Annotated in this window: 13 protein-coding genes; 3 read left to right on the top strand and 10 right to left on the bottom strand. The window is 71.8% G+C overall.

From position 1 onward, the window contains the following. Positions 1-3: 3 nt before the first annotated feature. The 4 genes from HL658_RS12355 to cobB all read right to left on the bottom strand — a co-directional run bounded on the left by HL658_RS12355 (position 4) and on the right by cobB (position 3,317). Complete coding sequence (locus HL658_RS12355; RefSeq protein WP_180282280.1) at positions 4-465, bottom strand: hypothetical protein; 462 nt, start codon at positions 463-465, stop codon at positions 4-6. A gap of 10 nt (positions 466-475) precedes the next feature. Next, entirely contained in the window at positions 476-1,924 is a 1,449-nt protein-coding gene (locus tag HL658_RS12350) for a GMC oxidoreductase (protein ID WP_180282279.1), read from the bottom strand. 65 nt (positions 1,925-1,989) lie between these two features. After that, on the bottom strand, positions 1,990-2,586 hold the full coding sequence (locus HL658_RS12345; protein WP_180282278.1) for a uracil-DNA glycosylase family protein: 597 nt from the start codon (positions 2,584-2,586) through the stop codon (positions 1,990-1,992). Further along, entirely contained in the window at positions 2,583-3,317 is a 735-nt protein-coding gene (gene cobB, locus HL658_RS12340) for a Sir2 family NAD+-dependent deacetylase (RefSeq protein ID WP_180282277.1), read from the bottom strand. The genes HL658_RS12345 and cobB overlap by 4 nt, the downstream gene beginning before the upstream one ends. Positions 3,318-3,395: 78 nt before the next feature. Here cobB and HL658_RS12335 point away from each other — a divergent pair, with 78 nt between their 5' ends. After that, on the top strand, positions 3,396-3,869 hold the full coding sequence (locus HL658_RS12335; protein ID WP_180282276.1) for a low molecular weight protein-tyrosine-phosphatase: 474 nt from the start codon (positions 3,396-3,398) through the stop codon (positions 3,867-3,869). Between the two features lie 191 nt (positions 3,870-4,060). After that, complete coding sequence (locus HL658_RS12330; RefSeq protein ID WP_180282275.1) at positions 4,061-5,242, top strand: cyclic nucleotide-binding domain-containing protein; 1,182 nt, start codon at positions 4,061-4,063, stop codon at positions 5,240-5,242. A 43-nt stretch (positions 5,243-5,285) separates the two neighbouring features. Here the strand turns inward: HL658_RS12330 and trxA are convergent, their stop codons facing one another. Beyond that, positions 5,286-5,609 carry a thioredoxin TrxA gene (gene trxA, locus HL658_RS12325; protein WP_180282274.1) on the bottom strand — a complete coding sequence of 108 codons (324 nt, stop codon included), beginning with the start codon at positions 5,607-5,609 and terminating at the stop codon, positions 5,286-5,288. Positions 5,610-5,750: 141 nt separating this feature from the next. Next, positions 5,751-9,230: a double-strand break repair helicase AddA gene (addA, locus tag HL658_RS12320; RefSeq protein ID WP_180282273.1), complete on the bottom strand. Its 3,480-nt coding sequence runs from the start codon at positions 9,228-9,230 to the stop codon at positions 5,751-5,753. Positions 9,231-9,742: 512 nt separating this feature from the next. On the opposite strand from addA, the gene HL658_RS12315 reads away from it, so the two are divergent. Continuing rightward, on the top strand, positions 9,743-12,607 hold the full coding sequence (locus HL658_RS12315) for an EAL domain-containing protein (RefSeq protein ID WP_343055080.1): 2,865 nt from the start codon (positions 9,743-9,745) through the stop codon (positions 12,605-12,607). 10 nt (positions 12,608-12,617) lie between these two features. On the opposite strand, the gene addB is transcribed toward HL658_RS12315, so the two are convergent. The 4 genes from addB to tsaE are packed head-to-tail and all read right to left on the bottom strand — an operon-like array spanning position 12,618 to position 17,840. Next, positions 12,618-15,605, bottom strand: coding sequence for a double-strand break repair protein AddB (addB, locus tag HL658_RS12310; protein WP_180282271.1), 2,988 nt, complete (start codon positions 15,603-15,605; stop codon positions 12,618-12,620). Further along, positions 15,602-16,348 carry a nucleotidyltransferase family protein gene (locus HL658_RS12305; RefSeq protein ID WP_180282270.1) on the bottom strand — a complete coding sequence of 249 codons (747 nt, stop codon included), beginning with the start codon at positions 16,346-16,348 and terminating at the stop codon, positions 15,602-15,604. Before HL658_RS12305 ends, addB begins: the two co-directional genes overlap by 4 nt. Further along, on the bottom strand, positions 16,345-17,355 hold the full coding sequence (locus HL658_RS12300) for an aminoglycoside phosphotransferase family protein (RefSeq protein ID WP_343055079.1): 1,011 nt from the start codon (positions 17,353-17,355) through the stop codon (positions 16,345-16,347). The genes HL658_RS12305 and HL658_RS12300 overlap by 4 nt, the downstream gene beginning before the upstream one ends. Beyond that, positions 17,352-17,840, bottom strand: a complete 489-nt coding sequence (gene tsaE, locus HL658_RS12295; protein ID WP_180282268.1) for a tRNA (adenosine(37)-N6)-threonylcarbamoyltransferase complex ATPase subunit type 1 TsaE — start codon at positions 17,838-17,840, stop codon at positions 17,352-17,354. Before tsaE ends, HL658_RS12300 begins: the two co-directional genes overlap by 4 nt. Between the last annotated feature and the right edge of the window lie 4 nt (positions 17,841-17,844).

Raw genomic sequence — 17,844 nt, 5'->3', positions numbered from 1 at the left:
TCGTCACTCCAGGTCGAAGCGGGCGAAGGGGTTGCCGCAGGCTTCCTGGAAGCCGTGATAGCGGACCTGTCCGCGGCCGCGCTCGCAGACCTCGACGGCGTTGGTGGTCAGGGCGAAGTCGGACACCACGGAGCGTTCCAGGCTTTCGACCCGCCAGGCCAGCGGCCCCACGGCAAGGCTGCGCACCCCGTCCATGCCGAGCACCGAGCAGGCGCGCGACAGGGCGGGCAGCACCCCCGGCTCCGCCCAGGGTGGGCGGGCGCCGTTGCCGGTGCGGGCGGCCAGGAAGTCCGCGGCGAACCGGCCGAGCTCGGCGGGATCGATGGCGAGAGGGGCGAAACGGTCGCGGACGATCCCCTCGACGATGCCGGCTTCCGCCGCCGTGGCGAACAGGGCGACACCCCCCGCCGCCGCGACGCCCACCCCGCCGATGCCGGCCAGCAGGCCGCGTCTGGTCACGCGCATGAAAGCCTCCTCACGCCGCATGCTCCGCCGCCCACAGCGACAGGGCGGCGGCGGTCAGGCTGGGGTTGGCGCAGGCCGAGGTGGGGAAGACCGCGGTGCCGACCGCGATCAGGTTGCGCACGCCGTGGTGGACGAGGTGGCGGTCGACCACCGTCTCCGCCGGGTCGGTGCCCATGCGCAGCGTCCCCTGCACGTGCGATTCCGTGCGCCGCATGGCGTGCAGGATGATGTCCTCCACCGGCAGCGGGGCCAGCACCTGCGGCAGCTTGTCGATGGCGGCCTGCACGCCGCGGTGGGCGTAGCCGGCGGCATCGGAGTACTCGACGCGGGCGCGCGCGCCGGGATCGGGCAGCACGCGGTTCCCGTCCTGCGGCAGGTCCTCCACCACCACGACCAGCGGCAGCGTCTGGCGCCAGCGCCCGTACTCCTTGCGCAGGCCGTAGGTCCAGCGGTTCTCGAAATAGACGAGCGCCCCGCCATGCTCCTTGCGGAACGGGCCGTCGAGCAGCGACAGGTTGATGCCGGTGGTGATGGTGCTGCCGTCGAAATTGTCGAGCCCGTCCAGCAGCACCTCCACCCCGAAGCCCAACTGCTCGTGCAGGCCGCGCCCGGTCATCGGGTGGTCGATGCCGGACGACAACAGGATGTGCGGGCTGTGGATGGCGTTGGCGCCGAGCACGACCAGATCGGCGGCCACCCGCCGTTCGCGCCCGCCGTTCTGGAAGACCACCCCGGTCGCCACACCGCCCGCCGTCTCGATGGCGGTCACCCGGCAGCCGAGCGCCACCGTCGCCCGCGGGTGGTCCAACACCGGGCGCATGCCGTTCAGCGCGGTGAACTTGGCGTCGGCGGGGCAGACGTAGCAGCGGCCGCTGGCGCAGCAGGCCGGGCGCTGCTCGGTCGCCAGCCGTGCGCGGCCGGTGGGGATGACGAAGTGGCGGTCGGGCTGGGCCGCCTTCATCACCCGGTCCACCGAGGTCATGCGGTGCGGCGGCTGCGGGTAGGGGGTGGAGCGGGGGTAGACGGCGGCGATGTCCTCCGGCCCGGAGATGGACATGATCCGCTCCGCCTGCCCGTAGAAGGGCTCCAGCTCGTCGTAGGACATGGGCCAGTCGCGGCCGACCCCGTAAAGGCTCTTCGTGCGGAAGTCGTTGGGGTGCAGCCGCGGCGACTGCGCGTACCAGCAGTTGGTCCCGCCGCCGAGCCCGATGGTGAAGTTCCACTCCTTCTCCGGGTGCGGGGCGTCGATGGTGTCGCCGGGGCGGATGGGGGAGGTGCGGTCGTGCTCCATCTGCCAGGCATGGTCGTTGTGCCCGCCCCATTCCAGCACCAGCACGCGGCTGTCCGGACGCTTCTCGAGCCAGCGCTGCACGAAGAACAGCGACCCGAAGCCCGAGCCGATCACCACGAGCTCGTAGCGGGTTTCCAGCCGGTCGGTGGCGGTCGCATCCAGGATCATGACGGCCGGTGTATCAGCCCCTTCGCGCGTGCGGGAAGACCGGCAGACAGGGCACCCCCTTCGGGTCAGGAGCCGTCCAGGGCCTCGGCTACCCGGCCGCGCAGATGGGGCAGCAGATCGGCGTCGAACCAGGGATTCTTGCGCAGCCACGCGGTGTTGCGCCAGCTCGGGTGGGGCAGGGGGATGAAATCGGGGGCGAAGTCGCGCCACGCCGCTACCGTCTCCGTCATCGTTCGCCGGCGCCGGTCGCCCAGATACCAGGCTTGGGCGTACTGGCCGACCAGCAGGGTCAGCCGCACCTCCGCCAGCGCCGCGCGCAGCGGCGGGTGCCAGAGCGGCGCGCATTCCGGCCGCGGGGGGAAGTCGCCGCCCTTGGGGTCGGTGCCGGGGTAGCACAGCCCCATCGGCACGATGGCGATACGACGGTCGTCGTAGAAGGCCGCGCGGTCCATGGCGAGCCACTGGCGCAGCCGGTCGCCGGACGGGTCGTTCCAGGGGATGCCGGTTGCGTGCACCCGCGCACCCGGCGCCTGCCCGACGATCAGCAGCCGCGCCGTCGGCCGCGCCCGCAGCACCGGCCGGCAGCCGTGCGGCAGCGCGCCCGCGCACACCGTGCAGGCTCGGGCGCGTTCGACCAGTTCAGCGAGCGTGTCGCCGGTCACGCGGTGGCGCGGTCGCCGAGCAGTTCGGCGACGAAGGCGGGAACAAGGGCGCTGGCAGGGCCGTGGATGGCCTGATCGAACAGGGTGGCGCCCGAGGACGGCTCCAGGTTCAGCTCCACCGTGTGGGCGCCGGCGGCGCTGGCCTCGGCCACGAAGCCGGCGGCGGGGTAGACGTTGCCCGAGGTGCCGATGGACAGGAACAGGTCGGCGTCGCGCAACGCCTCGCCGATCTCCTCCATCCGGTAAGGCATCTCGCCGAACCACACCACGTCGGGCCGCAGGCCGCCCTTGCGCTGGCAGTGGGGGCAGATGTCCTCCACCGACAGGTCGCCGCGGCATTCCTGCTCCGTCCGGCAATGGGCGCAGAAGATCTTCAGAAGCTCGCCGTGCATGTGGATCAGGTTGGTCTGGCCGGCGCGGTCGTGCAGGTCGTCGATGTTCTGCGTCACCACCAGCACCCGACCCGGCCAGCGCCGTTCCAGCGCCACCAGCGCGTGGTGGGCGGGGTTGGGCTGCACGGCCGGGTCCAGCAGGCCGCGGCGCCTGGCGTTGTAGAACTCGTGGACCAGCTTCGGGTTGCGGCGGAACGCCTCGGGCGTCGCCACATCCTCGATGCGGACGCGCGCCCAGATGCCGTCCGGATCGCGGAACGTCTCCAGCCCCGACTCGCGGGAGATGCCGGCCCCGGTCAGGATCACGATGGTCGCGTTTCCAGACAGTCTGGGAAGCATGGGCGTGGCCCCTTTGCGGTGGCGGGCGTTTTGCCGCTATGGTCGCGCAACGCGCCACCAAAGCCCGAGGGAGCCGGGATGGTCAAGGTCCTGTTCGTCTGCACCGGCAACATCTGCCGTTCGCCCACCGCCGAGGGGGTGTTCCGCCACCGGGTCCGCGAGGCCGGGCTGGAGGACCGCATCGGCGCCGACAGCGCCGGCACCAGCGACTACCACATCGGCGACCCGCCGGACCCGCGCAGCGTCCGCGCCGCCCGGACGCGCGGCGTCGATCTGTCGGACCTGCGGGCGCGGCAGGTGACGCTGCGGGATTTCACGGAGTTCGACTACATCCTCGCCATGGACGAGGGGCATCTGGCGAAGCTGCGCCGCATGGCGCCGCCGGGCGGTACGGCGGAGATCCGGCTGTTCATGGGCTTCACGCCCGACCCGCCGCGCCGCGACGTCCCGGACCCCTACTACGGCGAGGGCCAGCACTTCACCGAGGTGCTGGATCTGGTGGAGACCGGGGCCGACGCCCTGCTCGGCCATATCCGACGGGAGCGGCTGTGACACCCACCGCTCCCTGACGCGCACAACCTCCATCCATTGCTTGTGCACGTGTGATTGTTTGGTGGATCCTGCGGCGCGTCGGTGGCGCGCATCGTCCGGCTTCATGTCGGGTAAGTTCGGTGCTTCGCGCACTCGTGCTGCCACGGCCCGATGCGCTATGGTGGTAGTCCAACGTTTTCGGAGGAAGCCCGGTGACAGCCAGCCCGCCCGGCGTGCTCGACGGGATTCCTCTGTTCGACCGCTTCACACCCGAGGAGCGCCAGTCCGTCGTCGAGCGCGGGCAGGTGCTGGAGGTGCCGGCGGGATGCGTGCTGATGCAGCAGGACGACGAAGGCGACGCGCTCTACGTCATCCTGGAAGGAATGGTGCGCGTGCTGCGGCGCGACGCCATCGGCGTGCCGGTGGAAATCGGGCTGCGCCGGGCCGGCGACTGTTTCGGGGAAATGGCGTTGATCGACGGGGGGCCGCGCTCGGCCACGGTGGTCACCCAGACCGCCTGCCGCCTGTTCAAGCTGGAGCGCGCGGTGTTCCTGGACGTGGTGTCGCCGTCCCCGCTGATGCTGGCGAAGCTGCTGCACGAGCTGTCGCGCAAGATCCGCGACGTGTCCGAACGGGTTGTGCAGGAGGATCTGGAGCGCCGCACCAAAACCGCCGAGGCGGAGGTGGCCCGCCACCGCGCCATCACCATCGCCGTCACCGGGCTGGCGCACGAGCTGAACACGCCGCTCGGCATCTGCGTGACCACCGCCAGCCACATCCAGAGCCTCGCCGAGGTGAGCGTGGAAGAGCTGCGCGAGCCGGCGGCTCTGCTGGCCGAGAACCTGGATCGCGCGGTCAATCTGGTGCAGACCTTCACCACCATCGCCGCCCTGCACCACGCCGAGCCGCTGGAAGACCTGGATCTGGTGGAGGTGCTGGAGCACACCGCGGCCCTGTTCGCCATGGACCATCCGGAGTCGCGCCTGACGGTGCGCATTCAGGACGATCGCGCGCGGCCCTGGCTGGGCTACCGGGCGCACATGCAACGGGCGGTGATCGAGCTGCTGTCCAACGCCGGCGCCCACGCCTACCCCCCGGAGGACGCGATCCCGGTGGAGCGGCGCGAGGTCGAGATCTCGGTGTCCGGCGACCGGCTGGAGGAGTGTCCGGCTTGGCGGGTGACCGTCGCCGACCGCGGTCGCGGCATCCCCGAGGAGAACGCCCGCAAGCTTTACGACGCGTTCTTCACCACCGCGCGGCACCGCGGGCACAAGGGGCTTGGCATGACCATCGTCTACAACACCGTCACCGGTCCGCTGGCCGGACGGGTGCGGGTGGAGTCATCGCCCGGAACTGGGGCGCGGGTGTCGCTGATCGTGCCCCAGGCGATGTGATGCCCCCTCTCCCGCCGGGAGCGGGAGAGGGTCTGAATGAGGGTCAGAGAACCGAGTCGACCCAGCTGAACAGGCCCGACTTCGGCAGGGCGCCGATCTTGGTGGCGGCCACGTTGCCGTCCTTGAACAGCATCAGCGTGGGAATGCCACGCACGCCGTAACGCGTCGGGGTGTTGGGGTTCTCGTCGATGTTGAGCTTGGCGACGGTCACCTTGCCATCGTACTGGCCGGCCAAATCATCGAGCGCCGGGGCGATCATCTTGCACGGACCGCACCATTCCGCCCAGAAGTCGACCAGAACGGGACCGGGCGCCTTCAGGACGTCCTGTTCGAAGCTGGCGTCGGTGACCTTGATGGGGCTGCTCATGTTACCTCTTTCCTGGGTGCCGCGGCGGCGGTCCGGAGAACCGGCCGGGACGCAACCCGTTCCGTCGTCGATTGAGCAAAATGTAGGGTGTCGGCGTCGTCCCGGTCAAGACATGGGGGCGCGTCAAGAGCTGGGGGTCGGTCATGACGTGGGCGCGAGGGCCCCGTCCAGCAACGCTCCCGGAAGCTCCATGGCGAAGGGCCCGTCGGTCCACAGGAGCACGCAGCGCACGGCGCGGCCGGGATAGACGGCGGCCAGCGCCTCGCGGTAGGCGGCCATCTGGCGCAGATAGATGGGCGGCACGCCCCCGACCTCGGTCGGCGGCGGCCGGTTGGTCTTGTAATCGACGATCCACACCGTGTCGCCGTCGACCGTCAGCCGGTCGATCTGGCCGGACAGGGCGCGGCCGGCGACCACCCCCACCACCGGCACCTCGGCGCGCGACGCCGGCCCGAACAGGTGGGCGAAGCGGGGATCCTCCACCACCGCCATGGTCTCCGCCGCGATCTCCGCCTGCCGCTCGGGGGTCAGGCCGTGCGCCGCCTGGGCCAGGAAGCGGCGGCAGGCGGCGGCGCGGGCGCCGGCGGGCAGCTCCGGCAGGGTCTGGAGCAGGCGGTGGATCAGGATGCCGCGCTTGAAGCGGGCGCCGTCCTCCTCGCCGAGCGGCGAGCGTACGGCCGGCTCCGCCCCGTCCGGGCGCGACGGGGTGAGGGGGCGCGACGGTTCGGCCTCCGGCGGGGCCGGCGAGCGCCACCAGTCCGGGGGTGCGTGGCCCCCGGCCCGCTCGATGGCGACCGGCCCGCTGTCCCGCGGGCGGGCCGTCTGCACGTGCCGCAGCCGCCAGCCGTCGCCGGCCCAGCCCATCGGGCCGAGTGTCGTGAAATCGAAGCTCTCCGGTGCGGCGATACCGGCCATCGCCTCGGCCACCAGCTTGTACCAGCAGCCGGCCGGCGGATCCTTGCGCCCCTGCCAGCCGCAGACGTACAGCCGGTCCTCCGCCCGCGTCAGCGCCACGTACAGCAGCCGCCGGTACTCCTGGTCGCGGCGCCGGTTGGCGCGGGCCCGTGCTTCCTGGCAGAGCTGGTCCTCCTGCCCGCGGCGGGTGGCGTACAGCGGCACGGTGACACCGCCGTCCGGCCACAGGATGGACGGCCCCTGGGTCGGTGTGCCCAGCGTGTCGGGCAGGAAGACGATGGGTGCCTGCAGCCCCTTGGAGCCGTGCACCGTCATGATGCGCACGCGGCCCGAGCCCTGCTCCAGCTCGCGCTTGATCTCCGCCTCGCTGGCCTCCAGCCAGGCCAGGAAATTCTGGAGCGACGGCGGCTCCGTCCGCTCGAAGGTCAGCGCGGTCGCCAGGAACTCGTCGAGCGGGTCGAGCGCGTCGGGGCCGAGCCGGCGCAGGATGGCGCGCCGGCCGCTGACCGTGTCGGCCGGGCAGGGGCTGCTGAGCACGCCGGCGATCAGCTCGTAGGGCGGGGTGAAGTCGGTGCGCGCCAGCAGCGTGCCGAGCCAGCCGCGCGCCGGCCGGTAGGCCCCGTCCAATTCGGCCCTGGCGACCAGCGCGTGCCAGAGCGAGCCGTGGCGCCCGTGCGCCAGCGTGAACAGTTCATCCTCGGTCAGGCCGATCAGCGGCCCCTTCAACACCGTGGCGAGAGTCAGGTCGTCCTCCGGCAGCAGCAGGAAGCCGGCCAGCGCCATCAGGTCCTGCACGGCCAGCTGGCCGGTCAGCACCATGCGGTCCACACCCGCCACCGGCACCGCGCGCTCCTTCAGCGCGCGCACCAGCTCGCCGACGAAGGACGTGCGGCGGCGCACCAGGATCATCACGTCGCCCGGCTGGATCGGCCGGCCGCGCGCCGGCAGCTCTTCCCCGCGGTCGATCCAGTCGCGGATGGTGGCGGCGATCACCGCGGCGAGGCGGGCGGACGCCGACTCGCCCGGCTCGCGCGTCACCGGCGGCGCCCAGGCCGGCGGCTCCTCCGGATCGGCGGGCTTCACCGGTGGCCACAGCTCCACCAGTCCCGCCTGCCCGCGGCGGAAGGCGCGATGGCGGATGACGGGAGCCACCGCCGACGCCACGCCGTCGCGCGCGTGGTCGAGCGCGAAGACGGCGTCCACCGTCTCCAGCACCGCGGCGGTGGAGCGGAAGGAGATGTCGAGGTCGACCGCCTGCCACGTCCGCTCGGCCGCCTCCGCCCGCTCCTGGAAATGGCGGCGCATGCGGGCGAACTCGGCGGGATCGGCGCGCTGGAAGCTGAAGATGGACTGCTTCTCGTCGCCCACCGCGAAGACCGTGCGCACGATCCCCTGCCCGTCGCGCGCCGACAGGCCGGCGAAGAACTCCTCGGCGATGGCGGACACCACGCGCCACTGCTCGGGGTTGGTGTCCTGCGCCTCGTCGATCAGGATGTGGTCCAGCCCACCGTCCAGTTTGAACAGCACCCAGGGCACGCGGCCGTTCAACAGCAGCTGCGCGTGGTGGATCAGATCGTCGTAGTCGAGCAGCGCGCGGGCCCGCTTGGCCCGCTCGTAATGGCCGAGCACGGCGTCGGCGAGCGTCAGCAGCGCGGTGGTGGACGCCGCCACCCCGGCGGTGCGCAGCGCCTGGAGCACCAGCGCCAGCCGCCCCGCCTCCTCCTCCATCGCGCGCAGCGCGTGCGGGAACAGGCCGGCCGGCTTCTTGGTCATCAGCGCCTTGCGCGGCGACCCCTCGGCGGTCAGGAACAGCCGGACATAGGCATGGAAGGCGTCCACCCGCCGTTCGGCCGCGTCGATCCACTGCTGCAGGCCGACGCCCCGCTCCTGGTCGGCCGCCGAGCCCATGGACAGCGCCTTGCACGCCTCGCGCAGGGTGGGCGCGTCGAAGGCGTGGTCGGCGCAGGCATCAATCAGGACGCCGGCCTCGGTCGTGCCGGGCTCCAGCCCCAGCGTGCGGTGAAGCTCCGCCAGCGTGCCGTCCAGCCCGCCATGATCCTCCAGGATGCGGGCGATGCGGCCGCGCTCGCCCGCCAGTTCGGCCAGCAGGGCCGCGAAATCCTCCGCGTTCAGTTCCGCGGTCAGGCGGGCAACGGCACGGCCCAGCGGGCTGTCCGGCGCGCGCCGGCCGGCGTGCAGCGCGCCGTCGCGCGCCTCGGTCAGCAGGGCGGCGGCGGTGCGGTCGTCCATCACCTCGAAATGCGGCGGCAGTCCGGCCTCCAGCGGGAAGCGGCGCAGCAGCGACTGGCAGAAGGCGTGGATGGTCTGGATCTTCATGCTGCCGGGGCAGTCCACCACCCGCGCGAACAGCCGCCGCGCCGCCGTGCGCGTCGCGGCCGACGGCATCTCGCCGCACAGCTCGTGCAGCCGGTCGGTCAGCGCATCCTCCGGCATGGTGGCCCACAGGCCCAGCGTGCGGTTGATGCGGATCGCCATCTCCGCCGCCGCCGCCTTGGTGAAGGTCAGGCAGAGGATGCGGGCCGGCGCCGTGCCCGCCAGCATCAGCCGCAGCACCCGGTCGGTCAGCACCTTCGTCTTGCCGGACCCCGCCGACGCCCCCACCCACACCGACGCGTAGGGGTCCGACGCGCGGCGCTGCGCGACGTTGGGGTCCAGCGGAAGGGGCAGGGGCAGCTGGGTCGTCACGGCGGGACCGGGTGGTTGAGCGGCCGCGGCCGCCGGGACGCGCAGTGTAGGCGATCCGGCCCGGGAGGGAACGGTGGAAAAACCCGCAGGCCGCTTCGGCCGGACTCACCGCCCGTGCAGGGCTGCGCCGGTGGTCTGCAGCGTTCGGCCGATGGTCCGCGGTGGAGCGGTGTGCGATCCTTTCGCTTGATCGTCACGTTTGGACCCCGATAGAGAAAAATCTGAAAAGGCCTGGTTCGATGAAGAATTCAGAATCACGATCTCTCCACGGAACAAAGGATCATTTTTGTGGGATGAGTTCAGGGTGGGTTGATTTCGCCGGAGGTCGGCGCAAGATGTCGTCTTGGAAACAAGGACGGTGCCAGTGAATGCTGTCGCTGTCCAGGCGAGGATGGCGTTCACGCAGAGTGGATATGAGATCGATCCTACGCATCGTAGTGTTGTGCGGCCTCGTTCTGGCCGGGATCATTGGTACCGCGTCGGCTGCCGATGGGGATCGCCATGAACACACGGTGCTCATCATCCATTCCTACCACGACGGCTACGAATGGACCGACGGGCAGGCGGCCGGGATCGCGGAAGCGCTTGCCGCTCTGGCTCCCGACATCGAGCCGGAGGTCCATTATCTCGATTGGAAACGGCATCCCGACGCGACCGGGCTCGACCAGCTCGCCGCCCTGATCCGCCACCGTCACGGCAAGGGCAGTGTCAAGGCCATCGTGACCACCGACGACGCGGCGCTCGGCTTCGGGCTGCGCCTGCGCGACACCGAGTATGGCGCTATTCCGCTGATCCACGGTGGCGTGCTGCCTGCGGCCGGGCGTGACTTGATCGCGGGGCGGCCGGAGACGGTCGGTGTGACGGAGGTCAAGGACATTCCCGGCACCGTCGCTCTGGCCATGGCTGCCGGCCCTCATCTTCGCCGCATCCACTATCTCCGTGACACCACCGAGTCCGGCATTGGTCTCGATGCGGAGCTCATGGCGGCGGTGGAGGCCGGCCAGATGCCGTTGGAGCTGCACACATTGCCCAACCCACCGTTCGAGCAGCTTCTGCGGTTGTTGGAGACGCTGCCGTCCGACAGTGCCATCCTGCTCGGCACCTACGCCGACGACGGTCACGGCCTGACCATGCCGCCGACGAGATTTCTGGAACGGATGAGCGAGCGGAGCGCCGTGCCGATCTTCGGGCTCCAGGAGTATCTGCTGGGCCATGGCCTTGCCGGCGGCAGTCTGCTCAGCGCACGCGCGCATGGCCGGGCGGTCGGCGAACTGGCCGCGGCGGTGCTGAAGAACGGCCGGGTCGAGGGGCTTCTGTCCCATCCCCGGCAATCGAGCGTGCGCGCGATCGACCACGCGCAGTTCCAGCGCTTCGGGCTGTCGGTGGACTTGACCCCCCCGCCGGACGTGGTCGTGAACAAGCCCTTCAGCGTCTTCGATGCCTATCGCACCCTGATCATTGGGGTCGGCGGGGTGATCCTGATCCTCGCGGGTATGGTGATCGCGCTGGCGTCGGCGCTGAGCCGGCGCTGGCGTGCGGAGGCCGAGCTGCGCATCAGCAACCGGGCCTTGATCGACTCGCGGCGCACGCTCGAAGCCAACCTCGCCGAGCTGACCGAGAGTCGGGAGAAGCTGCGCGACAGCGAGCGTTCGCTGCGGCTGATCGCCGAAGCCTCGCGCGACATCATCTGGAATCGGGATTTCAAGACCGGCCGCCGCGTCATGTCCGGTCGCGTGCAGGAACTGCTGGGTGTCGACCCCAAGGCGCTGGCCACCGTCGATGCCTGGTACGCGCGGATGCACCCCGCCGACATCGACCGCTGCAAGGACCTGTTGCGGCGGCATCTGAAGGGGGAAACGGCGGAGTTCCGCGCCGAATACAGGATGCGTCACCGCGACGGCTATTACATCTGGATCTACGCCACTGGAAAGGCACTGTTCGACGAACAGGGCCAGCCGACCATCATGGCCGGCAGCTACACCGACATCACCGCCGAAAAGGTCCAGCAGGCGCGGCTGGACCATCTCGCCCACTACGACCAGCTGACCGGGCTGCCGAACCGTCTGAAGCTGTCGGAGCATGTGGATCAGTTGATCCGGGGGGACCGGCCCGCGGGCGGCTCGCAGTCCCTATCGTTGCTGTTCCTCGACATGGACAATTTCAAGTTCATCAATGACAGCTTCGGGCACCGGGCCGGCGACGACCTGCTGGTGGATTTCGGACAGCGCATCCTGCGGATCGCCGGCGAGGGGACCTTCGTCTCGCGGCTGGGCGGCGACGAATTCGTCATCGTGGTGCCCGGCACCGCCGGCACCGACGCGATGGAGGTGGCGCGGCGGCTCGAACAGGGCCTTGCCATGCCGTTCCTGGTGGAAGGCCAGAACTTCTTCATCTCCGCCAGCATCGGCATCGCCCGCCACCCGTGGGACGGCCGCAGCTTCGACGAACTGCTGCAGAACGCCGACACCGCCATGTACTGGGCCAAGGACAACGCCCGCGGCCGGGTCGGCGCCTTCACCCCCGACATGAACCGCAAGGTGGTGGATCGCGTCCGGTTGCTGACCCGCATCCGGCACACGCTCGACGACGGTGCCTTCACCCTGGTCTATCAGCCGCAGGCTTCGGCCTTGGATCGTTCCGTGCGCGGATTCGAGGCGCTGGTGCGTTGGACCGACAGCGAGCTGGGCACCGTATCTCCGGCCCGCTTCATACCGGCCTGCGAAGAATCCGGCCTGATCGTGCCGCTCGGCATGTGGGTGCTGGAGACGGCCTGCGCCGAAGCCGTGCGGATGAAGCAGCGGGGGCTGCCCGACCTGACCATCAGCGTGAACGTTTCGGTCGTGCAACTGGCACAGCCGGATTTCGTGTCCCGCGTGCTGGAGGTGCTGGAGCGCACCGGCCTTCCCGCCGGCCGGCTGGAGCTGGAGATCACCGAGTCCCTGATGATGGGGTGCTTCGAAGCCTCGGTCGACAAGCTGAACGAGCTCTGCGGCGCCGGGGTGCGGCTGGCGCTCGACGATTTCGGGACCGGCTATTCCTCGCTCACCTACCTGCGCCGGCTGCCGATCCACACGCTCAAGCTCGACAAGGGCTTCATCGACGACGTCCACCGCCGCTCCGACGCCCGCAGCATGGTCGCCTCCATCGTCCGCATCGCCCGCGACCTCAAGCTGTCCGTCGTGGCGGAGGGGGTCGAGGAGGAGGAGCAATGGGACCCGCTGGCCCGGCTGGGCTGCGACACCATCCAGGGCTGGCTGGTCAGCCGCCCCCTCCCGCCCGAGCGGATCGCGCCCTTCCTGGCGGACTGGGACCGCAAGCGCGCCGGCATGCCGGTTCCGGCCCGCGACGTGGTGGTCGATATGATGAGCCGGGCGTGAGGGAAGGGGCCTAAACCTCCCCGCCGCCATCCCCGGCACTCCACTCCTGCACGCGGGCGAGGTGGGCGTAGTCGGTGTAGCGGGGGGCCATGGCCGGGCGGGGGCGGCTGGGGTAGGGGGTGCGGGGGTCGTCGAAGGTGCGGATCAGGGCTTCCAGACCGGCGCGGGCCTCGGTTGCCAGGGTGGCGGTGTCGCCCTTCACCGGCTTCTCCTCGCCCGGCGGGTCGCCGCCGGACAGGCGCCAGAAGGCCAGCTCCCCCACCGTTCCGGCGGGGATCTCCGTGAAGCCCCCGGCCTCCGCGATGGCCGCCTCCAGCGGCAGTTGGGGCGCGAAGCCCAGCTCGATCTCGCGGGCCGACGGCGGATAGCCGGTCTTGTAGTCGATCAGGATCAGCCCGCCGTCGGGGGCGCGGTCGATGCGGTCGGCCTTGGCGGTCAGGGTGAAGGGGCCGGCCGGGCCGGACAGCTCCAGCCGCCCGCGCAGCTCGGTGGCGAGGTTGCGGATGGTCTGCCGCCGTTCCCGCTCGAGCGCCACGAACCAGCCGGCGATGCGCTCGAAGCGCGGCCACCAGAATGCCCAGACGTCCGGCTGCGTCTCCAGCAGCGGCCCGAAGGCCGCCCGCCCGCAGCGCAGCAGCTCGCCCAGCGCGTCGTCGCCCAGAACCCCCGGCCGCGCGCGCAGGAAGGCGTCGAGGGCGGCGTGGATGAACTGGCCGCGCTCGGCGGCGCCGGGATCGGCGGCGATCGGGTCCAGCGGCTCCAACCTCAGGATGTGGCGGGCGTAGATGGCATAGGGGTCGCGCATCCAGGTCTCGACCTGGGTGACCGACAGTTGGCGCGGCCGGGCGTCGACCGGCGGGCGCGGTTCGGGCGGCTGCACCGGCTGCACCCGCTCCGGCTCGTCGATGGCGTGGGCGTAGCCGATCCAGCGGTCGCCGCCGCGCTCGATGACGCCCTCCAGCCCCAGCGCGCGCAGCACCGCCTCCAGTCGCAGCAGCCAGCGCGACGGCACGGTCGGCGTCCCGTCCACCCGCTGGGCGCGGGTCAGCACCACCCGCTCCGCCCCCAGCGCCTGGGCGAAGTCGTGGGCGGACAGGCCGATCTGCCGCTCCGGGCTGGGCAGGCCGAAGGCCTTGCGCATGGGGCGCGACATCCAGGGATCGGCCGACGGCTCGGGCGGCCAGGTTCCCTCGTTCAGCCCGCCGAGGATCATCAGGTCGTAATGCTGGAGCCGCGCCTCCAGCGGCCCCAGGATCGACAGGCGTGGGTGCAGGCCATAGCGCGGGCGCACCGCGCGCGCCGCCATCATCGCCTCGATCAGCGCGGGGTAGTCGCGCCCGCGCAGGGGAGGGAAGACCGGCGCGGCGTCCAGCAGCTCGTGGACGAAGCGCGCCGCCTCCTCGCCGTCGTCGTGGCGCCACAGCCGCAGCGCGCCGGGGTTGGGACCGTCGCCAGCCAGCGCCTCGGCGAAGCGGGCGTGCGCGTCCACCAGCGTCGCCAGCGGCGCCTCGCGCTCCATCAGCTCCATCAGAGGGGCGGCGAGGCCCTCCAGCCGATCGAGCCAGCGGGCGAGGTCCGCGCGCTGGTCGCGGTGGTCGAAGCGGTGGCGGTCGGCGGCCTCCAGCGCGGCGCGCAGCCCGGCGAACCCCTCCGGCGGACGCGGGCCGCGCAGCACGGCGCGTTCCAGCGCGCGGGCCATGGACCGGAAGTCCGACGGATCGCGCCCGCCGGCCGACAGCGGGTGCTTGGCGAGCGCCAGCAGGGCCAGCGGGTGGGCGCGGCTGGCGGCGAACTGCGCGGCAAGGCGCAGGTAGGTGCCGACGGCGGTGTCGGTCAGCGGCCGGCCGGCGCTGTCGTCCACCTCGACGTTCCAGCGGCGCAGCGCCATGGCGACGCGGCGGGCCAGCGCGCGGTCGGGGGTGACCAGCGCCGCGGTGCGCTCCGGCGTCTCCAGCGCGTCGCGCATCAGCAGCGCCACCACCAGCGCCTCGTCCTCCGAGGTGGCGGTGTCGATGCGGGTCAACCCGTCGAGTGCCGCCGGGTCGGGCCGGTCGAGCGTCCGCCACGCCTCGGTCGTGGCGGCGGGGCGCATCGCCTCCGCCACGATGCGGGTGCGCGCGGCGCGCGGGTCGGGGCGCTCGACCCAGGGGCGGACGGCGGCGCGCTCGACGGCCAGGCGGCGCACCAACCGCGCCATGCCGTGCTGCGGGTGGGTCTCGTCGTCGCGGATGGCGTCCCACGAGGCGTCGTCGGCCTCCAGGTCCAGGCCGGGCAGCACCACGGAGCCGTTGGGCAGGCCGGCGATCACCGCCAGCAGATCGGCGGTGGCGGGGATGGAGCCGGTGGAGCCGGCGGCGATCACCGGGCCGGGGGGCGGCGTCGCGGCCCACAGGGCGGCCTGCGCCTCCAGCACCGTGTTGCGGCGGGCGGCGGGGTCGATCATGCCGGTCTCGGCCAGGATGCCCGGCCAATGCTCGGTGACGACGGCCAGGAACTTCAGCGTCACCTGCCAGTGCTCGGCGAAGTCCTCAGGCACCAGCCCGGCCAGCTTCTCGAAGCCGGTCCGCTCCGTCGCCACCGCGTCCAGGAAGCGGCCGAGATCGGCGGCCAGCCGCACCGCCTGCACCGGTGTGGAGGCGAGGTCCGGTGCCCCCATCACCAGCGTGGCGAGGCGGAGCTGGCGGTCGAGCCCGCTCACCGCCTCCGGCAGGTCCAGCGTGCCGGCCATGCCCGGCAGCTCCTCCGCCGCCAGGGCCAGTGCGTCGGCGTCGAGGTCGCCCAGCGGGCTCATGCGCGGCAGCAGGGTGGGGCGCCCGTCGGAGCGGCGCAGGAACGCCTCGCGCAGGCTGCGGCAGGCGCGCCGGGTGGGCAGCAGAACGGTCACGGCGGCCAGATCCAGCGGATCCTCGCCCACCCGCGCCACGATCCCCTCCGCCAGCGTGTCCACGAAGGCCACGCCGTGCGGGATGGTGAAGACGTTGGCGCGGCGCGCCGTCACGGGCCGATCCAGCGCATGCCGCCCTGGGCCAGCAGCTCCTCCGACTCCACCAGCGCGTCGGGGGTGCCGACATGGAACCACGCCCCGTCATGGGCGAGGCCGTAGAGCCGCCCCGCCTCCATCGCGCGGTCCCAGACGAGGTTGGTGGAGAAGGCGCCGTCCGGCGTGTCCTGCCCGAACAGCGCGGGCTTCACGATCTGCACCCCGGCGTAGACGAAGGGCGCGATCTCGCTCTCCCCGCGGCGGGACAGCAGGCCCAGCGGGTCCATGTGGAAGTCGCCGCGCCCGTCATAGCCCACCGACTTGGTGGTCGCCATCAGCAGAAGCAGGGCGTCCATCCGCTCCGGGTCCCAGTTGGCGGCCAGCCGGCGCAGCGCCGGGGTGGGGCCGTCGAGCCAGAGGATGTCGGCGTTCACCGTCAGGACCGGCTCCGTCCCCAGATGCGGCAGCGCACGGCGCACGGCCCCGCCGGTGTCCAGCGGGGTTTCTTCCGGTGACGGAACGATGTGGAGGTCGCGGCGCCCGGCAAGGTGCGCGGTGATCATCCCGCCCAGGTAATGGCTGTTCACCACGGCGGTCTCCACCCCGGCATCGACCAGCCGGTCGAGCGCGTGGTCGAGCAGGGCGCGGCCGGCCACCGGGATCAGCGGCTTGGGGCGGTCCAGCGTCAGCGGTCGCATGCGCAGGCCGAGCCCCGCCGCCAGCACCATGGCCGTTTTGGGTGACCCGTGTGTCGCGCTCATTGTACCGCCTCCGGAATGATAAAGCCCCCGCGCTTGTCCGGCGGGAGATGCTGGTCGAACCAGGCCGCCACCGGCGCCAGCTCCGGCCGGGCGAGATGCCCCTCCAGAAGGCGCCAGACGCGCGGCAGATGATCGAGGTAGGCGCGGCGCCCGTCGCGCAGCGCCAGCCGGGCGAAGATGGCGATGACCCGGGCGTGCCGCACCGCGCCCAGCACCGCCATGGAGCGGCGGAAGGCGGCGGCGTTGAGGCCGGGAAAGGCGTCCAGATAGCGGCTGGTCATGGCGGCGGCGAGATCGGCCGGCACGTCGCGCCGCGCATCCTCCAGCAGCGACGCGAGGTCGTAGGCGACCGGCCCCACCCCGGCGTTCTGGAAATCCAGCAGCCCCGCTGCCCGCACGCCATCCCGCGGCAGCCGCATCAGATTGTCGATGTGATAGTCGCGCAGCAGCAGCGACCAAGGTCCTTCGCAAGCCGGAACGATCACCGACATCCAGGCCGTTTCGAGCGCGTAACGGTCCACCGGGTGCAGGGTGGCGCCGGTGGCGACGGGAATGTAGACGTCGGCGAACAGCATCACCTGCTCGGCGAACAGCCGGGTGTCGTAGAGCGGGATGCCCAGCTCCTCCGCGTCGTCGGGACGGAAGCGCTGGTGCAGCGCGATCAGCACGTCGGTGGCGAGATCGTAGAGCGGTTCCGGATCCGCCCCCGCGGCCAGCAGGCGGGAGAACGTGTCGTCCCCGAAATCCTCCAGCAACGCCAAGCCTGCGGCCGAATCCGCCGCGACGATGGTGGGGACGGAGAAGCCCAGCCGGGCGAGCAGCCGGCCGATGGCGATGAAGGGCACCAGATCGTCCGCCGGGGCCGGCGTGTCCATCAGCAGCAGGCTGCGCCCGTCCGCCCCGGTCAGCCGGATGTAGCGCCGGGCCGACGCGTCGCCGGTCAGCGGCGCGCGAGCGGCGCCGGCCAGCCCATGGCGGCGCAGAAAATCGTCGATGCGGTCGGTCACGTCCACTCCACCGCGGCGAGCCGGTCGGCCCACCGTCCATAGCCGCGCACATCAGCGGTGCGGGCCTGCACCCCCGCCCCCGCCTCCACGGTCCCGAGCGTGATCTCCAGCCGGTCGGGGGGCAGCAGCGGCCCCAGCCGGTCGGGCCATTCCACCAGAGAGATCCCCTCCGCCACCGCGTCGTCCCACCCCAGTTCGGTCACCTCGTCGGGACCGGACAGGCGGTAGAGGTCGAAATGCCAGACCGGGCCGGCGGCGGTGTCGTAGGTCTGGACCAGCGTGAAGGTGGGCGACGGCACCTCCACCTCCGCTCCCGACAGGTGGCGGATGGCGGCGCGGGCGAAGGCGGTCTTGCCGGCCCCCAGATCGCCGCGGAGGCACAGCACATCGCCCGGCCTGAGCGCGTCGGCGACGCGGCGGGCGAGGGCCACGGTGGCCTCCTCGTCGGGCAGGGACAGATGGCGGTGGGGGGCGGTGTCCGGCATGGGC

The sequence above is a fragment of the Azospirillum oleiclasticum genome (assembly GCF_013423485.1).
Taxonomy (GTDB): domain Bacteria; phylum Pseudomonadota; class Alphaproteobacteria; order Azospirillales; family Azospirillaceae; genus Azospirillum; species Azospirillum oleiclasticum.
The sequence above is the reverse complement of the archived record's forward strand: the minus strand, read 5'-3'. Positions and strand labels throughout refer to the sequence as shown.

Excerpts from the sequence above, each read along its gene's own strand:
- tsaE (WP_180282268.1), bottom strand. The coding sequence starts at position 17,840 with ATGCCGGACACCGCCCCCCACCGCCATCTGTCCCTGCCCGACGAGGAG.
- HL658_RS12350 (WP_180282279.1), bottom strand. The coding sequence starts at position 1,924 with ATGATCCTGGATGCGACCGCCACCGACCGGCTGGAAACCCGCTACGAG.
- trxA (WP_180282274.1), bottom strand. The coding sequence starts at position 5,609 with ATGAGCAGCCCCATCAAGGTCACCGACGCCAGCTTCGAACAGGACGTC.
- HL658_RS12305 (WP_180282270.1), bottom strand. The coding sequence starts at position 16,348 with ATGAGCGCGACACACGGGTCACCCAAAACGGCCATGGTGCTGGCGGCG.
- HL658_RS12335 (WP_180282276.1), top strand. The coding sequence starts at position 3,396 with ATGGTCAAGGTCCTGTTCGTCTGCACCGGCAACATCTGCCGTTCGCCC.
- HL658_RS12355 (WP_180282280.1), bottom strand. The coding sequence starts at position 465 with ATGCGCGTGACCAGACGCGGCCTGCTGGCCGGCATCGGCGGGGTGGGC.
- cobB (WP_180282277.1), bottom strand. The coding sequence starts at position 3,317 with ATGCTTCCCAGACTGTCTGGAAACGCGACCATCGTGATCCTGACCGGG.